Source organism: Blastococcus sp. TF02-8, assembly GCF_003319175.1.
Taxonomy (GTDB): Bacteria; Actinomycetota; Actinomycetes; order Mycobacteriales; family Geodermatophilaceae; genus Blastococcus.
In genome coordinates, this window is the sequence record NZ_QOHK01000006.1 from 264675 (window position 1) to 283491 (window position 18817).

At 74.9% G+C, this 18817-nt stretch carries 18 protein-coding genes; 14 read left to right on the forward strand and 4 right to left on the reverse strand.

All coding sequences use genetic code 11. The annotated features are described in order from the left end of the window. The first annotated feature begins 3 nt into the window (after positions 1 to 3). Positions 4 to 843, forward strand: coding sequence for an AraC family transcriptional regulator (locus DQ237_RS14145; RefSeq protein ID WP_113800764.1), 840 nt, complete (start codon positions 4 to 6; stop codon positions 841 to 843). On the opposite strand, the gene DQ237_RS14150 is transcribed toward DQ237_RS14145, so the two are convergent. After that, positions 825 to 1853 carry a triacylglycerol lipase gene (locus DQ237_RS14150; protein ID WP_113800765.1) on the reverse strand — a complete coding sequence of 343 codons (1029 nt, stop codon included), beginning with the start codon at positions 1851 to 1853 and terminating at the stop codon, positions 825 to 827. The genes DQ237_RS14145 and DQ237_RS14150 overlap by 19 nt on opposite strands. Before the next feature lie 124 nt (positions 1854 to 1977). Here DQ237_RS14150 and priA point away from each other — a divergent pair, with 124 nt between their 5' ends. From priA to hisF, 3 genes are read left to right on the forward strand one after another with little or no spacing between them, the layout of a single operon-like run. Next, a complete protein-coding gene (gene priA, locus DQ237_RS14155; protein WP_113800766.1) occupies positions 1978 to 2709 on the forward strand; it encodes a bifunctional 1-(5-phosphoribosyl)-5-((5-phosphoribosylamino)methylideneamino)imidazole-4-carboxamide isomerase/phosphoribosylanthranilate isomerase PriA in 732 nt (243 codons plus the stop codon). Beyond that, entirely contained in the window at positions 2706 to 3098 is a 393-nt protein-coding gene (locus tag DQ237_RS14160) for a RidA family protein (protein ID WP_113800767.1), read from the forward strand. Before priA ends, DQ237_RS14160 begins: the two co-directional genes overlap by 4 nt. After that, positions 3095 to 3889, forward strand: a complete 795-nt coding sequence (hisF, locus tag DQ237_RS14165; RefSeq protein WP_113800768.1) for an imidazole glycerol phosphate synthase subunit HisF — start codon at positions 3095 to 3097, stop codon at positions 3887 to 3889. Before DQ237_RS14160 ends, hisF begins: the two co-directional genes overlap by 4 nt. Before the next feature lie 3 nt (positions 3890 to 3892). Here hisF and DQ237_RS14170 read toward each other — a convergent pair whose 3' ends face one another. The 3 genes from DQ237_RS14170 to DQ237_RS14180 all read right to left on the reverse strand — a co-directional run bounded on the left by DQ237_RS14170 (position 3893) and on the right by DQ237_RS14180 (position 7634). Next, positions 3893 to 4510 (reverse strand): hypothetical protein, encoded by a 618-nt coding sequence (locus tag DQ237_RS14170; protein WP_113800769.1) that lies wholly within the window; start codon positions 4508 to 4510, stop codon positions 3893 to 3895. A gap of 70 nt (positions 4511 to 4580) precedes the next feature. After that, positions 4581 to 5192: a TIGR03085 family metal-binding protein gene (locus DQ237_RS14175; protein WP_113800770.1), complete on the reverse strand. Its 612-nt coding sequence runs from the start codon at positions 5190 to 5192 to the stop codon at positions 4581 to 4583. A 48-nt stretch (positions 5193 to 5240) separates the two neighbouring features. Further along, positions 5241 to 7634 carry an alpha/beta hydrolase-fold protein gene (locus DQ237_RS14180; protein WP_147251816.1) on the reverse strand — a complete coding sequence of 798 codons (2394 nt, stop codon included), beginning with the start codon at positions 7632 to 7634 and terminating at the stop codon, positions 5241 to 5243. Positions 7635 to 7738: 104 nt separating this feature from the next. Between DQ237_RS14180 and DQ237_RS14185 the strand changes: the two genes are divergently transcribed. The 10 genes from DQ237_RS14185 to DQ237_RS14230 form a co-directional block, all read left to right on the forward strand. Continuing rightward, on the forward strand, positions 7739 to 9514 hold the full coding sequence (locus DQ237_RS14185) for an ABC transporter ATP-binding protein (protein ID WP_240619628.1): 1776 nt from the start codon (positions 7739 to 7741) through the stop codon (positions 9512 to 9514). Next, a complete protein-coding gene (locus tag DQ237_RS14190; protein WP_240619629.1) occupies positions 9511 to 11346 on the forward strand; it encodes an ABC transporter ATP-binding protein in 1836 nt (611 codons plus the stop codon). The genes DQ237_RS14185 and DQ237_RS14190 overlap by 4 nt, the downstream gene beginning before the upstream one ends. A 65-nt stretch (positions 11347 to 11411) precedes the next feature. Beyond that, positions 11412 to 12272 (forward strand): hypothetical protein, encoded by an 861-nt coding sequence (locus DQ237_RS14195; protein WP_113800773.1) that lies wholly within the window; start codon positions 11412 to 11414, stop codon positions 12270 to 12272. Between the two features lie 23 nt (positions 12273 to 12295). Then, complete coding sequence (locus tag DQ237_RS14200; RefSeq protein WP_113800774.1) at positions 12296 to 13963, forward strand: FAD-binding dehydrogenase; 1668 nt, start codon at positions 12296 to 12298, stop codon at positions 13961 to 13963. Positions 13964 to 13985: 22 nt separating this feature from the next. Next, positions 13986 to 14654: a hypothetical protein gene (locus DQ237_RS14205; protein ID WP_147251817.1), complete on the forward strand. Its 669-nt coding sequence runs from the start codon at positions 13986 to 13988 to the stop codon at positions 14652 to 14654. Between the two features lie 25 nt (positions 14655 to 14679). Further along, entirely contained in the window at positions 14680 to 15054 is a 375-nt protein-coding gene (gene hisI, locus DQ237_RS14210) for a phosphoribosyl-AMP cyclohydrolase (RefSeq protein WP_113800776.1), read from the forward strand. Beyond that, positions 15051 to 16562: an anthranilate synthase component I gene (locus tag DQ237_RS14215; protein ID WP_113800777.1), complete on the forward strand. Its 1512-nt coding sequence runs from the start codon at positions 15051 to 15053 to the stop codon at positions 16560 to 16562. Before hisI ends, DQ237_RS14215 begins: the two co-directional genes overlap by 4 nt. Continuing rightward, the gene (locus DQ237_RS14220; RefSeq protein WP_113800778.1) at positions 16559 to 17179 is read left to right on the forward strand and encodes a Trp biosynthesis-associated membrane protein; all 621 of its coding nucleotides are present in this window, start codon (positions 16559 to 16561) and stop codon (positions 17177 to 17179) included. Before DQ237_RS14215 ends, DQ237_RS14220 begins: the two co-directional genes overlap by 4 nt. Positions 17180 to 17293: 114 nt before the next feature. After that, positions 17294 to 18103, forward strand: a complete 810-nt coding sequence (gene trpC, locus DQ237_RS14225) for an indole-3-glycerol phosphate synthase TrpC (protein WP_113800779.1) — start codon at positions 17294 to 17296, stop codon at positions 18101 to 18103. A gap of 523 nt (positions 18104 to 18626) precedes the next feature. After that, on the forward strand, positions 18627 to 18817 hold a 191-nt coding region (locus DQ237_RS14230), incomplete at its 3' end, for a hypothetical protein (RefSeq protein WP_147251818.1).

An 18817-nucleotide genomic window follows, 5' to 3' on the forward strand; every position in this document is an offset into this window, starting at 1 on the left:
TTGATGAAACCCGACAGCGCCGAGGCGATGGACGTCGTCGAGCGGGCCCACCTCAAGGAGCCGGACGACGCCTCGCACGTCATGTACCGGTACGCCGCTCCGGCCGAGCTCGCCGGCCTCCTGCAGCGCTTCTGGATCCCGGTGTGGTCGGTGCCGCCCGGCCGGGAGGCACCGCAGCGCGTGCTGCAGTACCCGGTGGCCCTGGTCGTCGTGGCGCAGGACTACGCCCGCTTCCACGGGGTCGTCTCCGGGCTGTCGACGACGACGCTGACCGGGAGCGGCTGGGCGTTCGGCGTCCTGTGCGCGCCGGCGGCCGGGGCCCTGATCGCGGGCCGGTCGATGAGTGCCTTCACCGACCGGCACGAGGACCTGACCGAGGTCCTGGGCGATCGGGGCGAGCAGCTGACCGCCCGGGTGCGCGCAGCGATGACGCGCGACCCGCACGCCCCGGAGGCGCACGCCGCGGCGATGGCGGCCTTCGGCGACGCGGTGCGGCGGCACCTGCCGGTCGACGACGACGGTCGGCTGATCAACGAGATCGTCGCCTTCGTGGAGGGTGAACGCGAGGTCACGCGGGTGGCCCAGGTCTGCCAGCGGTTCGGTCTCTCCGAACGGGCGCTGCAGCGGCTGGTCCACCGCCGGGTGGGTCTGACGCCCAAGTGGCTGATCCAGCGGCGGCGGCTGCAGGAGGCCGCCGAGCGGCTGCGCCGCACCTCGGACGGGCTGGGCGAGGTGGCGGCGGTGCTGGGCTACGCCGACCAGGCGCACTTCACCCGCGACTTCTCGCGGGTCACGGCGATGACGCCAGGGGAGTTCGCCGCACGTCAGCGGCGGTACACGTAGGGCTTCAGCGGCGGCTCCGCCGGGACGTCCGGCGCGTTGCCGGCGGGGTTGCCGGCGTAGGCGACCATGGCCGCGAAGTCGCTCGCCGCCGTCGCCGGGTCGACCCCGGGCTGGAACGGCTGGAGGCAGACCGTCCGGGAGATGCGGGAGAGGTCGGCCGGGCCGTCGTGGTCCAGCGCGTCGACGACGAGCGCGTAGCCGACGGCGTCGGAGCTGCCGATCGCGAAGTGGTCGGCCACGTGGCCGGGGCAGACCTCCTGCAGGGCGATGTTCGCGACCGTGCCCGCCCCCGTGCGCAGCGCGGAGCTCGGCGCCGGCCCGGTGTTGGGCGCCACGACCTCGTCGGTGAACGTGTAGGCCACCGTGTAGTCGATCCCGGCGAAGGTCTCCGCGCCGCTGTTGAGCGCCCGCAGGAACTGCGACTGCGAGGCCTGCTGGTGGAAGGAGGGGTTGCACGGTCGCCGGCAGGTGACGTCGGAGACCACCGTGCCGTGGTTGGAGGGGCTCAGGCCGATGACGTCGTCGACCAGGTCGCGGGTGTCGGGCCAGAAGCGCAGCGCCCAGCGCGGCACCATCCCGCCCTGGCTGTACCCGACGACGTCGACGTCGCGGTGCGCGGCCCTGCTCATCGTCCGCAGCGCGTGCACGACGTACTCACCGGCGACCTGGATGTCACCGGTGGCGTCCAGCGGCAGCGTGACGGTGCACCACCGGCGGCCGTCCCGGTCGAAGGCCCGCAGGTAGTTCCAGCCGAAGTTCACCTCCGGCGTCAGGGTCGTGCCCGGCACGAGCAGCACCGGGTCGTGCGAGAGCCTGGTCAGCGGGCCGTTGCAGTGCAGCGAGGCCTGCAGGTCCCTCGCCGGCACGGACAGGCGCGGCCCGCGCTGGTCGACGGGCGCGAACTCACCGGTGTCGGGCCCGCGGGGCGGTGCCGCAGCGGCGGTGCCGACGCCGACGGCGAGCAGGGCCGCGACCAGCAGGACGAGCAGACGGAACCGGGTGAGCCGCACGAGGGTCCTCCTCCGGGGCGCGCGCCGTCGCGGCCCCGCCCGGACAACGAGACGGCGGCGGTCTGGTTGCGGCGCAGCCGGTCCACCTCGGGGCGCCGGGGGAGCGGTCCCTAGGCTGGACGCCGTGCCGAAGCTGCAGCTGCTCCCCGCCGTCGACGTCGCCGACGGTCAGGCCGTCCGTCTGGTCCAGGGGGAGGCCGGGAGCGAAACCTCCTACGGCGACCCGTTGGAGGCCGCGATGCAGTGGCAGCGCGACGGCGCCGAGTGGGTGCACCTGGTCGACCTCGACGCCGCCTTCGGTCGTGGCTCCAACCGCGAGCTGCTCGCCCGGGTCGTCGGCGAGCTGGACGTCGACGTCGAGCTCTCCGGCGGCATCCGCGACGACGCCTCGCTCGAGGCGGCGCTGGCGACCGGCTGCCGCCGGGTGAACCTCGGCACGGCCGCCCTGGAGTCGCCGGAGTGGTGCGCCCGGGCCATCGCCGAGCACGGCGACCGGATCGCCGTCGGCCTGGACGTCCGCGGCACCCGGCTGGCCGCCCGCGGCTGGACCAAGGAGGGGGGCGAGCTGTACGAGACCCTCGCCCGTCTCGACGCCGAGGGATGCGCCCGTTACGTCGTCACCGACATCACCAAGGACGGCACCTTGCGCGGCCCCAACCTGGAGCTGCTGCGCGAGGTCTGCGCCGCCACCCCGCGCCCGGTCATCGCCTCCGGCGGGGTCAGCTCGCTCGACGACATCCGCGCGCTGGCCGGGCTGACCGCGATCGGCGTCGAGGGCTCCATCGTGGGCAAGGCGCTCTACGCCGGGGCCTTCACCCTGCCCGAGGCGCTGAGGGTCACCGAGGAACTGGCGTGACCGTCCTCAACCTGGGCTCGGCCAACCCCTGGGAGCCGGTCGTCGGCTACAGCCGGATCGTCGTCCGCGGCGACACGGCCTGGATCAGCGGGACGACGGCGATGGTCGACGGGGTGGTCGCGCACCCCGGCGACGCCGCGGCGCAGACCCGCGAGGTCCTGGCGATGATCGAGCGTTCGCTGGAGCGCGCCGGCTTCTCCCTGCACGACGTCGTCCGCACCCGGATGTACGTCACCGACATCGGGCGCTGGGAGGAGGTCGGGCGGGCGCACGGCGAGGTGTTCGGCGACATCCGGCCGGCGTCCACCATGGTCGAGGTCTCGGCGCTCATCGACCCCGGGCTGCTCGTGGAGATCGAGGCTGACGCGGTGCGGGACGGCGCGGCGTGAGCCTCTCCGTCCGCGTGATCCCGTGCCTGGACGTCGACGGCGGGCGCGTGGTCAAGGGCGTGAACTTCGTCGACCTGCGCGACGCCGGTGACCCGGTCGAGATGGCGCGGGTCTACGACGCCGAGGGCGCCGACGAGCTCACCTTCCTCGACATCACGGCCAGCTCCGGGGACCGCGAGACGACCTACGACGTCGTCCGCCGCACCGCGGAGAGCGTCTTCATCCCGCTCACCGTCGGCGGTGGGGTGCGCAGCGTCGAGGACGTCGACCGGCTGCTGCGGGCCGGTGCCGACAAGGTCGCCGTGAACACCGCCGCGGTCGCCCGTCCGGAGCTGATCAGCGAGATCGCGCACCGGTTCGGCAACCAGGTGCTCGTGCTCTCCCTGGACGCGCGACGCACCCGCGACGGTGCCGTCACCGATTCCGGCTTCGAGATCACCACCCACGGCGGCCGGCGCGGCACGGGCCGGGACGCCGTCGAGTGGTGCGTGCGGGCCGCGGAGCTGGGGGTGGGGGAGATCCTGCTCAACTCGATGGACGCCGACGGCACCCGCGCCGGCTTCGACACCGAGCTGATCCGCCTGGCGCGCCGCGAGGTCGCGGTGCCGCTGATCGCCAGCGGGGGCGCGGGCGCGGTCGAGCACTTCCCGCCCGCCGTCGAGGCCGGGGCCGACGCCGTGCTCGCGGCGAGCGTCTTCCACTTCGGTCAGCTCCGCGTCGGCGACGTCAAGGCCGAGCTGGCCCGGGCCGGGGTGCCCGTCCGCAGGGGAGCGGACACCCCGCTGGCCTGACCGTCAGCGGGGACCGGGCGCCGGCGGGCGGGCGTGGAGCCCGACGCCGCCGGCGAGGACGAAGAGGGACAGACCGGACTGCACCCACGTCCACCAGCCCACCGGCGTGTGCCCGGCCAGCACGCAGACGACCGTCTCCACCGCCATGAGGACGCCGGCGGTGACGGAGAGCCAGGCGGCGTGCCGGTTCCCCCGCCAGAGCGCCACACCGGCGGCGACGATCGAGACGACCGCTGCGATGTCGATCGGTGCCTGCCACAGCGGGTAGGCCATGTCGTCGGCCGGCATCGGCTCGATGACCGGGCAGGTCAGCCACGCGAGCCCGAACAGGACGGCCAGGACCTTCTCGGTGACCGTGCCGGTGGGCCGTACCGGCGGCGGGGTCCAGTGCGCCGGTGGCGGCGCCCACTGCTGCGGCTGCTGCCACTGCGGTGTCGAGCTCCACTGCTGGGGAGGCACCGCCGGGCGGGCGAGCCCCCAGTGCGGTGGCGGAGCGCCCCACTGCTGCGGCGGCTGCTGCCAGGTCGGCGCGGTCGGCGAGGACGGCGGCGGACCCGGCATCGGCGGCGCGGCCGGAGCCGACTCCTCGGCGAGGACGGGGCCCTGGTCGGCGTCGGACATGGGCGCACGCTAGCGCCGCTGCGGCCACGGGACGAGCAGGTTCTGCTGCGCGTCCACCCGGAGGGAGAGGTCAGCCGACCTGCACCCGGGCGATGTCGCCGCGGCCGGAGGCCCAGAGCAGCAGCTCCAGCGGGTCCCCGGTGACCGTCCGCCCGCCGGCGCCCAGGCGCTTCTCGACGGCCGGGAAGTCGGCACGCCGCAGCACCACGCCCCGGCGGCCGGCCACCCGGCGCGCCATCACGGTCGCCGCACGCCACAGCTGGTCCCGGTCGGCGGGGGAGAGGTCGCGCGGCTCCCAGCCCGGTCGGGCACGCCGCACGTCCTCGTGGTGGATGGCGTACTCGGCCACGTTCAACGTGCGCGCCAGGGCCGGCCACGCCATCGGGGCCCAGGAGGGCGGGCCGGAGCGGACCTGGTCCACCACCTGGTCGTACGGCGTGGAGGTGCGCAGCCGGTCCTCGACCTTGTGCGACCACCAGCCCAGCCGCTCACCGCCCGGGATCATCTCCAGCCCGTACCCGGGCAGCGCGTCGGGCCGCCGGTCGCGGACGGCGAGGTGGGCCGCGAGGTGCGCCGTGCTCCACCCCTCGCAGCAGGTGGGCGCGTCGGGGCCCACGTCGTCGAGCAGGTCGGCGAGCGCAGCACGCTCGCGTTCGGGCAGGGACCGCGGAGAGGCGCTCACCCCGGCGAAGCTACCGAGGACGGGCGCGCGGCGACAGCCGGCCGCCCGTCACCGCCCAGCCTTGCCCGGGCGCACCGTGTAGGTGTGGCTTCCCGCGGCCACCGGCAGGGTCACCCCGGCACGGTCGACGGAGGCCGGTACCAGCCGCCCGTCCTGCCGCACCGTGACGCCCTGCGGGAACGCCCCGGCGAGGTGGATCGACCCTGCGCGGTCAGCGGTCGTGACGACGGTGAGCTCCCGACGGGTGTCCAGGCGCGCCCGCCCCGCGTCGAGGGAGGCGGTGCCGACGTTGGTCAGCCGCAGGTCCAGCCGGTTCGCCGCCGGGATCCGCGGGAAGTCGCCCCACGAGCGGTTGACCTCGGTGTAGGGCAGCGGGGTCGTCCCCGCCGACGACCCCGGCGTGCTGCTGGCGTCACCGAGACCGAACCCGTGGCTGAAGGCGTCGACCACGGCCTTGGCCGGCTGCCCCGGCCCCGAGCCCGACCCCGCGGCGGGGTCGGCCGGGGTGACCCGCGAGACCCAGTAGGCGTGGTCGTGCACCAGCCCGAGCCGCGCGTCGTCGGCGGCCGGCACCCGGGCGAAGGTCACGTGGTGCGGGTTCCGGTCGACCCGTGACTCACCCAGGAACGCGGTGGCCATCGGGACGTCGTAGCCCAGCAGGGCCAGGGTGAAGTGCTCTGCTGCCGGATACAGCACCCAGCGGTAGCGGTAGCCCAGCTGCTCGAAGCCGCGGATGCCCTGCTCCGGGGCGCCGAGGTTCTGCGCCCGCGGGCCGGCGACCGGCACCAGCTCGTCGGCCCCGGCCGAGACGTTGAGGTACGGCAGGTTGCGGGCGTTCTCCAGCCACAGGTTGGACAGCGTCTCGATCCCGCCGGTGGGCGGCGCCGGCGGCACCCAGATGCCGTCGCCGGGGGGCCCGACCGTCGAGAAGGCGCGGCCGAACAGGTCCGGGTACAGCGTGCCGAGCCGGTAGGTCGCGTAGCCGCCCATCGAGTAGCCGGTGATCGCCGTCCGGTCCGGGTCGAGGGAGAACCGCCGCGCGACGTCGTTCCACATCTCGAAGACGTCGAACTCGGCCTCGTGCTGGTACCAGCCGTCCGGTCCGCGGGAGAGCGAGGTGGCCACGATGTTCCCGCGCGCCTCGCCGATCTGCTGGATGCCCGTCGAGCCGTTGTACTGCCAGTGCTGCTGGCCGAGCGAGTGCAGCGCCAGCGTGAAGCCGGTGGGGGTGCCCGGCCGGTACCCGCTGGGCACGTAGACGCTGTAGGGCTGCAGCTGGCCGCGGTACTGCGGGAAGTCGGCGTCGAGGTCGCGTCCCTCGCCGAGGGACGAGCGGCTGGGGAAGATGCGAACCGTCGTTCCGTGCGCGGGCACGGTGGTCCGGTCGCTCCGCGCGGCCAGCGCGGCGAAATCGATGTCCCGGGCATACCGGGTGGGCTGGTCGGCGGCGAGCACCGGCGCCTGGGCGGTGTCCGGCGGGGTGTTCTGCGTGGTCACCGGTTCGTCGAAGCGGAAGGCCACGTTGAAGATGCCGTTCGGTGCGGGGTCGAGCGGACCGGCGCCGCCGGGGCTGTCGACGTCGGCCACGGGCTGGGGCCGCAGCCAGCCTCCCGAGGACCGGTCGTACAGGCCGGCGACGAGTGTGGCCCGCCACGTGCCACCGGGGTCGCTCACCCTCCGGGGGACGGTCACGGTCAGCTGGTTGGCCTCCAGGTCCGTGCGGACGTCGACCTTCGTGGTGCCGACCACCGCGCCGCGGGCGTCGAAGGCCACGTGCTCGGCCCCGGTGCCCCACACGGTGAGCAGCTGGTCGGTGCCGGGGAAGGGGGCGCCCGGGTCACGGGGCAGCGTGGCCGTGCCGGTCGCGGCGTTGCGGTCGGTGTCGAAGGCCAGAGCGAGGATCGTGGAGTCCGCCTGCCGCAGCGTGTTCAGCGTGAACCGGTAGCTGACGCGGTCCCGCTCGGGCGCCACCCGGAACTCGACGAGGTCCGCCGCGTTCCCGGCGTAGCGCGCGGCATCGGTGGGATAGGTGATGTCGCCGGTGCGTTCGGACAGCGAGCCCGCGCCCTGCCCGTCGGTGTCGGCCCCGTAGTCGTCGAACAGGTGGTCCTGGTAGAGGTACTCGCCCCCGACGTAGGCCTCCTGCCCGGAGACGAGCAGGGGCTGGGCGCGGAAGCGGGGATCGCGGTTCTCCAGCTGGGGTGCCGCGGGGGTGGCGCGTACAGCACGTCGGGACCCGGACGCGCGCCGCTGGGCACCGCCGGCAGCGAGGTCGGCGCGCCATCCGTGCCGGAGGCCGGGCGGCCATCTCCACCCGCTGCCGCGCTCCCGGGCAGCGCCACGGTCAGGGCGAGGACCGTGGCGCAGCCGACGGCGAAGGACCCTCTGCTCATGCCACCCCAACGAGCCGGACCCGGCCAGGTTGCGACGTGGGTCACACATCGCCTGGGCGGGCGGGAAGGATGGCGACGCCCGGGCTGTTGGTCGCGGTTAGCACGCCTAAGGAACCTGGCATGCTGGTCGCACCACCGAGCCCGAGGAGTCCCGTGTCCCGCCGCAGAGACGCCGTCGTGCGGCGCGGGCTCCGCCACATCGGTCGGGCCGTCGCCGAGCAGCCGGGCATGTTCACCCTCGCCCTGCTCGCCAGCAGCCTCTACGGCGCGATGACCGTCGCGAGCGCCTGGGTGATCGGCGAGGTCACCGACCGGGTGCTGCTCCCGTCCTTCGACGACGGCGTCACCACCGCCTCGGCGCTGGCGCTCGCGGCGCTGGCGATCCTCGGCGTCGCCGTCCTCAAGATCGTCGGCATCCTGGGCCGGCGGCTGTTCGCCGGCGTCATGAGCTACCGGCTGCAGGCCGAGTACCGCCGCCGGGTCACCGGCCAGTACCTGCGGCTGCCGCTGTCCTGGCACCAACGCCACCCGACCGGCCAGCTGCTGTCGAACGCCAACTCCGACGTCGAGTCCGCCTGGTTCTTCGTCGCGCCGCTGCCCTTCGCCTGCGGCGCCCTGGTGATGATCGCGATCACCAGCGTCGCCCTCGTCCTCACCGACCCGCTGCTGGCCCTGGTCGGCCTGGTCGTGTTCCCGCTGGTGTTCGTCGCCAACGTCGTCTACTCGCAGGTGATGAGCCCCCGCATGCAGCGGGCGCAGCAGCTGCGCGCCGAGGTCAGCGAGATCGCGCACGAGAGCTTCGACGCCGGCCTCGTGGTCAAGACCCTCGGCCGGGAGGAGAGCGAGACCGCGCGCTTCGGGGCCAGGGCCGAGGAGCTGCGCGACGGTCTGATCGCCGTCGGCCGCGTGCGCGGGCTGTTCGACCCGATGATGGAGGCGCTGCCGAACCTGGGCACGCTCGCGGTGCTGCTCATCGGCGCCGGGCGGGTCGCCGACGGCGCCACCGACGCCGGTGAGCTGGTGTCGATCGCCTACCTGTTCACCCTGCTCGCGCTGCCGATCCGCGCCATCGGCTGGGTGCTGGCCGACCTGCCGCGCGCACTGGCCGGGTTCGACCGCGTGACCCCGGTGCTCGAGGCGACCGGGGAGACCCCGTACGGGGCCGAGTCGGCGACCGCCGCCGGCGGTGGGGCCGGGGTGGCGGTGGACGGCGTCGGCTTCGCCTTCGACGGCGCGGAGCGGCCCACGCTCCACGGGGTCGCCTTCGAGGTGCCGGCCGGTCGCACGGTCGCCGTCGTCGGGCCCACGGGCTCGGGCAAGTCCACGCTCGCCGGACTGCTGGTGCGCCTGGTCGACCCGACCGACGGCGCGGTGCTGCTCGACGGCATCGACCTGCGCCGGCTCCGCGAGGGGGAGGTCAGCGGCCAGGCGGCGTTCGTCGCGCAGAGCGCGTTCCTCTTCGACGACACGGTGCGGGACAACGTCACCCTCGGCGGGCCGTTTCCCGATGACGACGTGTGGGCCGCGCTGCGGGTCGCCGCCGCCGACGGCTTCGTCTCGGCGCTGCCCGAGGGCCTGGACACCCGGGTGGGGGAGCGCGGCGCCTCGCTCTCGGGCGGGCAGCGCCAGCGGCTCGCGCTGGCCCGCGCCGTCGTCCGCCGGCCCCGGCTGCTCGTCCTCGACGACGCCACCAGCGCCGTCGACCCCGCCGTGGAGGCCCGCATCCTGGACGCGCTGCGCGGGAGCGACACCCCGACGACCGTGGTGGTCGTCGCCTACCGGCAGGCCACCATCGCGCTCGCCGACGAGGTGGTGTGGCTGGAGGACGGGCGGGCCGTGGCCCGCGGCAGCCACGAGCAGCTCCTCGCCGAGGTCCCCGGCTACGCCGCCCTCGTCCGCGCCTACCAGCAGGCCGAGGTGCCGGCGTGACCGGCGGCGTGAGCGCCACCGCCGCGCGGACCGAGGGCAGCCTCGCCACGCTCCGCCGGGGCCTGAGGATGATGCCGGAGTTCCGGCGCGGGCTGCCGGTCACCTTCGCCCTCGCGCTGCTGGCCACCACCGGGCGGGTCGTCGTCCCCATCGCCGTCCAGCAGGTCATCGACCGCGGGCTGAACGGTCCCGGCGGCGCGGACCTGGACCTGGTGCGCGACCTCGTGCTGCTCTGCGCTCTGGTCGTGGTGGTCACCGCGGTGGCGGTCTACCGGATGAACGTGCGGCTGTTCCGCACCACGGAGACCGCGCTGGCCAACCTCCGGGTGCGCGCGTTCCGGCACGTGCACGACCTGTCGGTGCTGCACCAGCAGGGCGAGCGCCGCGGCTCCCTGGTCTCCCGCGTCACCAGCGACGTCGACCAGCTGTCGGTGTTCATGCAGTGGGGTGGCGTGCTCGGCCTGGTCAGCGTCGGCCAGCTGCTCGTGGCCACCGTCGTCATGGGCGTCTACTCCTGGCAGCTGACCCTGCTGGTGCTCGTCTGCTTCGTCCCGCTGGTGGTCGCGATCAGGGCCTTCGCCCGCCGGCTGGTCGTCGTCTACGGCGTCGTGCGGGCCCGCGTCGGTGACGTGCTCGCGGCGGTGGCCGAGTCGGTCGTGGGTGCCCCGACCGTGCGCGCCTACGGCGTCCGGGCCCGCACCGCCGCCCGCCTCGACGCCGCCATCGCCCGGCACTACCGGGCGCAGGTCGACGCGCAGAAGGTGACCGCCGCGGTGTTCGTCAGCGGCGAGTTCGTCGCCGCCCTCGCCAACGCCGCCGTCGTGGTCGTCGGGGTGCTGCTCGGCCTGGCCGGCGACATCACGGCCGGCACCCTGGTCGCCTTCCTCTTCCTCGTGACCCTGTTCGTCGCCCCGGTGCAGACGGCCAGCGAGGTGCTCAACGAGGCGCAGAACGCCGTCGCCGGGTTCCGCCGGGTGCTCGACGTGCTCGACACCGAGCCGGACGTCCGCGACCCCGCCGTCGCCACCCCCGACCGTGCCCGCGAGCTGCCCGACGGACCGCTCGGCGTGCGCTTCGAGCACGTCACCTTCCGGTACGACCCCGGGGCGCGTCCGGCGCTCGACGACGTGGACCTCACCATCGAGCCCCGCCGCCGGGTGGCCGTCGTCGGCGAGACCGGTTCGGGGAAGACGACCTTCGCCAAGCTGGTCACCCGGCTCATGGACCCCACCGGTGGGCGTGTGCTGCTCGGCTCCGACGCCGAGGGCTGGCTACCGCTGACCGACGTCGCCTTCGCGTCGCTGCGCTCCCGGGTGGTCATGGTCCCGCAGGACGGGTTCCTCTTCGACGCCTCGGTCGCCGAGAACGTGCGGTACGGCCGGCCCGGGATGGGCGACGACGAGGTGCGCGCCTCCTTCGACGAACTGGGCCTGGGCTCGTGGGTCGACGGGCTGGCCGACGGCGTGGCGACGCCGGTGGGGCAGCGCGGCGAGTCGCTGTCGGCGGGGGAGCGGCAGCTGGTCGCGGTCGCCCGTGCCTACGTCGCCGACCCGCACCTGCTCGTGCTGGACGAGGCCACCAGCGCGGTCGACCCGGCCACCGAGCAGCGGCTGACCCGCGCGCTGGACACCCTCACGGCCGGGCGGACCACGCTCACCATCGCGCACCGGCTCTCCACGGCGGAGCGGGCCGACGAGGTGCTCGTCGTCGACGCCGGGCACGTCGTCCAGCGCGGGACGCACGCCGAGCTCGTGGCGGCGGAGGGGCCGTACGCGCGGCTGCACGCCTCGTGGCGCCGGTCGTCGGCCGGGGAGCCCGAGCCGGTCGGCTGACCGCCGCCGGTGTGTCCGTCGTCCGGGGGAACCCCGCAGGACCGGATCACCCCTAGCCTGCGGGCATGTCCGCACCCGTCTCGCCGTCGGTCACATCCGCTGCGCCGGTTCGACGGCCCCTGACGGTGCTCGTCGCGGGCGTGCTCACCATCGTCGGGGCGGTCGCCGGCCTCCTGCTGCCGATCGGTCTGGCCGACCTCGTCACCCGCGTCCTCTACCCGCTGCTCGGGGAGTTCCCGCCCGCCTGGGTCGGTCAGCTGGCCTTCGCCGCCGTGTGGGGGATCGCGTTCGGCGTCCCCGCGTTGCAGCTCGCCGGAGCCGTGCGGTTGCTGTCCGGCCGGGGGCGCCGGCTGCTGCTGCTCACCGGTCCGCTGTCGCTGTTCGGGGTCGGTCGCGTGGTGCAGGCGCTGGCCGAGCGGCCGGACGACGCCGGCTGGCGGGTGCTGCTGGTGCTGTCGGCGCTACCCGTCCTCGGCGCGCTCCTGGCGGCGCTCCCGCCCACGCGCCCTGCCGCCCGAGCGGCCGCTGCATCCATGCCCGGGGCGGCGGGTGTCGCCGCCGTGCTGGGTCTGCTGGGGTGCGCCTTCCCTCTGTTCCAGGCGGTGCTGGCCCTGGTCGACCGGCTGGTCGTCGGTGACCGGACGGGAAGCGGCCAGCCGGTCGCACTCCTGGTGCTGGAGGTCGGGCTCCTGGTCGCGACGTTCGTCGGGGCCCTGCTGTTGCTCGGCCGCCGGTCCTGGCTCGGTCTCGCCGTGCCGGCCGCTGCCTACTGCCTGGTGGCCGGGACGGCGAACTCCTCCTCCTCCTCCGTCATCCTGGCCGCGCCCCTGCCCGCCGGCGCAGCGGTCCTGGCGGTGCTGCCCTCCGTCCGACGGTGGATCGGTACCCGGAGCGACTCACCCGGGGAGGGGGAGGCGCGGGCCTGAGCACGCCCGCTAGCGTCCGGGGTGTGAGCACGAACACCGGCTTCGAGGCCGACGTCGTCGTCGTAGGAGCGGGGCTGGCCGGACTGGTCGCCACCGCCGAGCTCGCCGATGCCGGCAAGCGCGTGATCCTGGTCGACCAGGAGCCCGAGCAGTCCCTCGGCGGGCAGGCGTGGTGGTCCTTCGGTGGCCTGTTCCTCGTCGACTCGCCCGAGCAGCGCCGCCTCCGGGTGCGCGACTCCCTGGAGCTGGCCCGCCAGGACTGGTTCGGCACCGCCGGCTTCGACCGCGACACCGACCACTGGCCGCGCCAGTGGGCAGAGGCCTACCTGCAGTTCGCGGCGGGGGAGAAGCGCTCCTGGCTGAAGTCCCAGGGCATCGGCTTCTTCCCGATCGTCGGGTGGGCCGAGCGCGGTGGCTACACGGCGACCGGGCACGGCAACTCGGTGCCGCGCTTCCACATCGTGTGGGGCACCGGGCCGGGCATCGTCGCGCCGTTCGAGCGCCGGGTGCGCGCTGCCGCGGAGCGCGGTCTGGTGCAGCTGCGGTTCCGGCACCGGGTCTCGGAGCTCGTCGTGAGCGGCGGCGCCGTGACCGGCGTGCGCGGCACCGTCCTGGAGCCCAGCGACGTCGCCCGCGGCGAGGCCAGCTCGCGCACCGAGGTGGGAGAGTTCGAGTTCGGCGCGCAGGCCGTCGTCGTCACCTCCGGCGGTATCGGCGGCAACCACGAGCTGGTGCGGCAGAACTGGCCCGCGCGGCTCGGGCCGGCGCCGCAGCGGATGCTGTCGGGCGTCCCGGCGCACGTCGACGGCCGCATGCAGCAGGCCGCCGTCGCGGCCGGTGCCAGCATGGTCAACAGCGACCGCATGTGGCACTACACCGAGGGCATCGCCAACCATTCCCCGGTGTGGGCGCAGCACGGCATCCGCATCCTGCCGGGGCCGTCCTCGCTCTGGCTGGACGCGACCGGGCAGCGGCTGCCCGTCCCGCTCTTCCCCGGTTTCGACACCCTCGGCACGTTGGCGCACATCGGGCAGACCGGCCACGAGCACACCTGGTTCGTCGCCACGAAGAAGATCGTGGAGAAGGAGTTCGCGCTCTCGGGCTCCGAGCAGAACCCCGACCTCACCGGCAAGGACGTCAAGCTCCTGATCAACCGGGCGCGGGCCGGTGTCGCCGCGCCGGTGCAGGCGTTCCTCGACCGCGGCGAGGACTTCGTCGTCGCCCCCACGCTGCCCGAGCTGGTGGCGGGCATGAACCGGATCACCGGCGGTGCCCCGGCGCTGGACCTGGCGCAGGTGGAGCGGGAGATCGTGGCGCGCGACCGCGAGGTCGGCAACGCGTTCACCAAGGACCTGCAGCTCACCGCCATCCGCGGCGCCCGGAACTACCTCGGCGACAAGCTCATCCGCGTGGCCCCGCCGCACCGGCTGCTCGACCCCGAGGCCGGGCCGCTGATCGCGGTGCGCCTGAACATCATCACGCGCAAGACCCTCGGCGGGCTGGAGACCGACCTGTCGGGGCGGGTCCTGCGCCCCGGCGGCGAGGTGTTCCCCGGGCTGTACGCCGCCGGCGAGGTGGCGGGCTTCGGCGGTGGCGGCGTGCACGGCTACCGCTCGCTGGAGGGCACCTTCCTCGGGGGCTGCCTGTTCAGCGGTCGGACCGCCGGTCGCGCCCTGGCGGCCGCCCTGTGAGCGGGAGCGAACGGACGTCCCGGTGAGCGACCCCTGGGCCGGCTCCTCCCCGGACGGGGAGCCGGCCTACACCGGACCGCCGCCCACGACGCCGCCGCCTGCGTACGGACCGCCTGCGTACGGGCCGCCTGGGTACGGGCCGCCCGGCTACTGGCCCGCGCCGTACGCGCCGGCGCCGTACGCGCCCATGCCCTACGGTCCCGGCCCCTACGGCGTCCCGCGGCCACCCGCGCGGCCGGGCACCGTCGTGGGCGCGGCCGTCATGACCTTCGTCCAGGCCGCAGTGGTGCTGGTCGCCTCCCTGTACGTGTGGTTCTCCGCTGCCGTGCTGCAGAGCGCCGTCGACGAGGACCCGACGGGTGCGCCCACGGCCGCCTACGAGCTCTCCGACCTCGGCACCACGCTCGCCGTGGTCCAGCTCGTCTCGGTCGTGCTGCTCGTCGTCGGCGGCGTCCTGGCGCTGACCCGGCGCACGCGGGTGTCCTGGCTGGTGCTGGTCGGCGCGCTCGCCGTGCAGGTCGTCATCGCCGTGTACTGGGCGGTGCGGCTGGACTCGATCCTCGGCCAGGTCGTCGAGGTGGAGAGCGTCCTCGCCGTCATCTCGCTGTTCTTCGCCACCCTCCCGCTCGTCTCGCTGGGGTTGCTCCTCATCGGTTCGGGACGCCGCTGGTTCACCGGGCCGCAGGTCTGAGCGGGGAGCACGGCAGACTGGCGGCATGTCCGACCCGCGCCCCGAACCGGTCCTCGTCCCCGAGGTCGCCGCGCTGCTGAGCCACGACCCGAACGGCCTGGTCGCCGCCGTCGTCCAGCAGCACGACACCCGCGAGGTGCTGATGGTCGCCTGGATGGACGACGAGGCGCTGCGCCGGACGCTCACCACGGGCCGGGCCACGTACTGGTCGCGCAGCCGCGGCGAGTACTGGGTGAAGGGGGAGACCTCGGGCAACCGGCAGTGGGTCCGCGAGGTCCGCGTCGACTGCGACGGCGACGCGTTGCTGGTCCTCGTCGACCAGGAGGGCGCGGCGTGCCACACCGGCGAGCGCAGCTGCTTCTACCGCACGCTGCCGGCCGTCGAGGGGGTGCGCCCGTGAGGTTCGGCGTCACCACCCCGAGCCGCGAGGAGTTCGCGGCGACCGGCGGGACGGGCGGGCAGGTCATGGTCCCGGTGACCCGCCGGCTGCTCGCCGACGGGCAGACGGCGGTCGGCATCTACCGGGCGCTCGTCGGCGACCGCCCGGGCACCGTGCTCCTGGAGTCCGCCGAGCAGGGCAAGCGCTGGGCCCGGTACAGCTTCGTCGGCGTCCGCAGCGCGGGCGTGCTGACCGAGCGCGACGGCCGCACGCAGTGGCTGGGGGAGGACCTGCCCGGCCTCACCGACGACCTGCCGACCGATCCGCTGGAGGCGGTGCGGGTGGTGGCCCGGCGCCTGCGCTCCCCGCGCACGCCGGGTCTCCCGCCGCTGACCGGCGGGCTGGTCGGCTACCTGGGCTACGACGTCGTCCGGCGGCTGGAGCGGCTGCCCTCGACCAGCACCGACGACCTCGGCATGCCGGAGCTGGCCATGATGCTGGTGACCGACCTGGCCGTGCTCGACCACAGCGACGGCTCGGTCCTGCTGATCGCCAACGCGGTCGCCGGGGCGGCCGGCGGTTACGACGACGCCGTCGCCCGGCTGGACGCGATGGCGTCGGCGCTGACCGGTGCCGTGGCGCCGACCGTCTCCGTCTTCGAGCGCGCCGACGCGCCACCCGTGCGCAGCAACCTCGAACCCGGTGCGTTCGAGACCGGGGTCGAGCGGGTCCGCGAGCACATCCGCGCCGGCGACGCCTTCCAGGTGGTGCTCTCCCAGCGGTTCGAGCTGGCGACCGAGGTGGAGGCGCTGGACCTCTACCGGGTGCTGCGCGCGACCAACCCCTCGCCGTACATGTACCTGCTGCGCTTCGCCGGCCGCGAGTCGCCGTTCGACGTCGTCGGCTCCTCGCCGGAGGCGCTGGTCACCGTGACCGGGACCTCCGCCGTCGTGCACCCGCCGGCCGGGACCCGCCCGCGCGGGGCCACGCCCGAGGAGGACCTGCGGCTGGCCGAGGGGCTGCTCGCCGACCCCAAGGAGCGCGCGGAGCACGTGATGCTGGTCGACCTGGCGCGCAACGACCTGGGGCGGGTCTGCGTGCCGGGCAGCGTCGAGGTGCCGGACTTCATGCGGGTCGAGCACTACAGCCACGTCATGCACCTGGTCTCGACCGTCGCCGGCGAGGTGAGCCCCGGCTGCGACGCCCTCGACGTCTTCGACGCGACGTTCCCGGCCGGCACGGTCTCCGGGGCACCGAAGCCCAGCGCGATGACGATCATCGAGACCCTCGAGCCGACCCGCCGGGCGCTCTACGCCGGCACGGTCGGCTACTTCGACGCGAGCGGCGACATGGACATGGCGATCGCCATCCGCACCGCGGTGCTGCACGACGGTCGCGCCTACGTCCAGGCCGGCGCCGGCATCGTGGCCGACAGCGACGCGGCCACCGAGGAGGCCGAGACCCGGCACAAGGCGCGGGCGGTGCTGTCGGCGATCGCGACCGCGGAGAGCCTGCGGGACCTCGCGTGAGCGGGCCGGGGCGGCGCCGAGAGCTCACCGCGGCGGTCGCGGGCTCTGCCGTGGCCGGGGCGCTGGCGCTGTCGGCGGCCGGTCAGCGCTGGGCCGGGGTCACCGTCGAGCGCCGGTCACCGCTGCCGCCCGTCGTCGGCACGCTCTCCGGTGGCGACGCCGCGCCGCTGGTCACGGCCGCCGGGCTGGTGCTGCTGGCCGCGGCGGTGGCGCTGCTGGCCGTGCGGGGCGTCGGGCGGGTGGTGATCGGCCTGCTGACCGCCCTGGCCGGTGGCGCGCTGCTGTGGTCCGGCGTGCGCGTCCTGGCCGGGGGCGTGTCGGAGGCCGCGGCCGGGCTCCCGGGTGCCGGGGGCAGCAGCGTCACCTCCGTCGTCGTCGACCTCTCGCCCGCCTGGCCGGTGGTCGCGGTGGTGGCCGGCGTGCTCGGGGTGGCGGTCGGGTTGCTGGCCGCGCTGCGTGGTCGGGGCTGGCCGGGCATGGGCCGTCGCTACGAGCGCACGCCGGCGGTGGCGCCGGCCCGTACCGACGAGGACCGCGCGCAGGAGGCATGGAAGGCCCTGGACCGCGGGGAGGACCCGACCGACCCGCCGTCGGCCGGGAGCCGGTCCGACGTATAGCGGAACCGGCTGGGCCCGGGGCACCGGCCCCCGGGCCGGGTGGCCGAGTGCGTCCTTCTACAGTGGGTCGTCCGTCCGCCGGGGAGGGATCGACGTGGGAGAGGCAGGGGCGCCGTGAACGTTCTCGACGAGATCGTCGCCGGCGTCCGGGAGGACCTCGCCGCGCGCGAGGCGGTCACCCCGTTCGAGCAGGTGAAGGCTGCCGCGCAGGCCGCCCGGCCCGCTCTGGACGCCCTGGCCGCGCTGCGCGCCCCCGGGGTCGGCGTGATCGCCGAGGTCAAGCGGCGCAGCCCCTCCAAGGGCGACCTGGCCACGATCCCCGATCCCGCCGAGCTGGCCCAGCAGTACGCCGCCGGGGGAGCGCGGGTCATCTCCGTGCTCACCGAGCGCCGCCGTTTCGGTGGTTCGCACGCCGACCTGGCCGCGGTGCGCGCGGTCGTCGACGTCCCCGTGCTGTGCAAGGACTTCATCGTCAGCAGCTACCAGGTGCACGAGGCCCGGGCCCACGGCGCCGACGTCGTCCTGCTGATCGTGGCCGCGCTGGAGCAGAACGTGCTCACCGGCCTGCTCGAGCGGGTCGAGTCCCTGGGCATGACGGCGCTCGTCGAGGTGCACACCGAGGCCGAGGCCGATCGGGCGCTCGACGCCGGTGCGTCGGTGATCGGCGTGAACGCCCGCGACCTCACCACGCTGCAGGTGGACCGGTCGACGTTCGAGAAGATCGCGCCCGGGCTGCCCTCGGAGGTGGTGAAGGTCGCCGAGTCCGGCGTCCGCGGACCGCACGACCTCATCAGCTACGCCGCGGCCGGTGCCGACGCCGTGCTCGTCGGCGAGGGCCTGGTCACCGCCGGCGACGCCCGCCAGGCGGTGGCCGACCTGGTGACGGCGGGATCGCACCCCGCCACCCCGCGCACCACCCGCTGAGGTCCCCGGCCCAGCCGCACGCGCACGTCGTCAGGCAGCTCGTCGACGACGAGGGAGACACCGAGGAACTCCGCTCCCGAGCGCTGCACGAGGGCCGCGGCCGTCTCCGCCTGGCTGCCGCGCTCGGCCCAGTCGTCGATCCGCAGCACGCGTGCCCCCGGGCCGAGGACCTCCTGCATGCGGAGGTCGTGCGCAATCCCCCGGTAGTCCTCGGTCGACGTCGTGGCGAGGGTCGGGCCGGGAAGTCTCCCGGACGCGCTCTTGCGGACGGCGACGAAGCCCGCCCGCAGTGCCACAGCAGCGGGGGAGCCGACCACGAAGCCGCGAGCCTCGATCCCCACCACGTGCGTCACCCCGGCGTCCCCTCACGGTGCGACGAGCCCGCTGATCACTTCCTGGAGGGCAGGACCGTCGACGAGCACCCCGTCAGATGTCGGCGTGCTCGCCGGCCCGCGTCGCTCACGGCGCGACCGAAGCGAGAGAGCCGCCGGAAACTGTCGTACCCCCGGCCTAGCCTGCGGGTATGTCGTCGGGTGTGGGGTTCGCGGTCGGGGTGACCGTGGTGCCGGTCGACGCGGCGCCCTCGTCGTGGGAGCTGGTCGACCCGGACCCTGCTCCGGGGTTGGGCGAGCCGTTGAGCGGGTGGTTGCCGGCCCACCGCGGCGCCGGGGTGGCGGCGGTGTTGCTGCAGCAGGTCGTGGCCGCGGAGGCTCA